The organism is Actinosynnema sp. (genome assembly GCF_052038725.1).
On sequence record NZ_JBQGCX010000334.1, the window covers coordinates 1 to 1,760 of the forward strand.

Below are 1,760 nucleotides of genomic sequence, written 5' to 3' on the forward strand. Positions count from 1 at the left end.
TCTCCACGGTGGTGCGGCTGAAGCGCGAGCGGAACCAGAAGTTCGGCGCGGGCCAGATCATCGACATCCTGCTCGGCCGCAAGACCGCGAAGGTCATCCAGTTCGACCACGACTCGCTGTCGGTGTTCGGCATCGGCGAGGAGCTGAACGAGAGCGGGTGGCGCGCGGTCGTGCGGCAGTTGCTCGCGCAGGGGCTGCTGGCGGTGGAGGGCGAGTACTCGACGCTGACCACCACGCCGGGCAGCGACGAGGTGCTGTTCCAGGGCCGCAAGGTGCTGATGCGCCGCCAGCCGGAGCGGGTCGAGAAGGTCCGCACGGCACGCGGCGGCGGCAAGCAGCGCGCGGACCAGCTGGAGCTGTCGCCGGAGCAGGAGGAGGTCTTCGAGAGCCTGCGGACCTGGCGCGCGGCCACGGCGAAGGAGCAGGGCGTGCCCGCGTACGTGATCTTCCACGACGCGACGCTGCGGGAGATCGCGACCGTCCACCCGACGACGATCGGGGAGCTGGGAGGCATCAGCGGGGTCGGTGAGAACAAGCTCGCGAAGTACGGCCAGCAGATCCTCGACACCCTGAACCCGTGACCACAGGAGACCGCTTCGAGGGCGGGAAGACCGGCGGTGGACGGCGGAAGGGCGCTCGCGGGAAGCCGACCGGTGGTGCGAGGGGCGGCGCGTCGGGCGCTGGTGGCGCCAGGTCCGGCCGCGCGACCGGGGGCCGCGCGACTGGGTCTCGCGCAGGTGGCTCTCGCGCAGGTGGTCCTCGCCCGACCGGCTCCCGCGCGGCCGGTTCCTCCGCCGACCGAGGCCGACCAGCCCCGATCGACCTGGTGCTCGAACCGCCCCGCGAGTGGCAACCGCTGCGCGCCGACTGCTCGCGCTGCGCGGGCCTGTGCTGCGTGGTGCCCGAGTTCGCCGCGTCCTCGGACTTCGCGATCACCAAACCGGCCCGCACCCCGTGCCCCAACCTGGGCCCGGACTTCCGCTGCGGCATCCACACGCGCCTGCGCGCCACCGGTTTCACCGGCTGCACGGTGTACGACTGCTTCGGCGCGGGCCAGCACGTCACGCAGGTCGTGTTCGACGGTCGCGACTGGACCGACCCCGAGGTCGCCGGCCGCCTGTTCGAGGTGTTCCCGGTGGTGCGAACGCTGCACGAGGTCCTGAACTACCTGGTCGAAGCGGCCGCGCGCCTGCCCGAGGGCGGCCTGCGCGCGGAGGTCGTCGAGGCCCGCGCGGACCTGGAGGCCCTGCTGTCCCAGGGCCCCGACGTCCTGCGGCGCACCAACCCGGAAGCCCGCCGCCGCGAGGTGAACACCCTCCTGCTGCGCGCCAGCGAGTCCCTCCGGGCCCCCGCGTCCCGCAGACCGGACCACCGCGGCGCGGACCTGATCGGCCGCTCGTTCGCCGGAGCGGACCTGCGCGGCGCGTCGCTGCGCGGAGCCTTGCTGATCGGCGCCGACCTGCGCCGCGCCGACCTGCGCGGCGCAGACCTCATCGGCGCCGACCTGCGAGGCGCGGACCTGCGCGGAACCGACCTGCGCGACACCCTGTTCCTGGTCCAGTCCCAACTGGACGCGGCCAAGGGCGACCACACCACCACCCTCAGCCCACCCCTGGCGCACTCCCAGCACTGGCCCACAAACCCCACCCGCGGTTGAGCAGCCCCCGCAGTTGATCAGCCGCCAGTCGCTGAGCACCCGCCCGCGGTTGAGCACCTACCCGCAGCTGAGCACTCACCCCAGTTGAGCAGCCACCAGCCGC

Annotated in this window: 2 protein-coding genes; both read left to right on the forward strand. The window is 73.1% G+C overall.

Annotated features, from left to right (window positions below; all coding sequences use genetic code 11):
* The coding region (locus ACTUAL_RS06615; protein ID WP_440899625.1) for an RQC domain-containing protein at nt 1–581 on the forward strand (581 nt) is incomplete at its 5' end.
* A gap of 245 nt (nt 582–826) precedes the next feature.
* Nucleotides 827–1,657: a pentapeptide repeat-containing protein gene (locus ACTUAL_RS06620; protein WP_440899626.1), complete on the forward strand. Its 831-nt coding sequence runs from the start codon at nt 827–829 to the stop codon at nt 1,655–1,657.
* Nucleotides 1,658–1,760 lie beyond the last annotated feature (103 nt).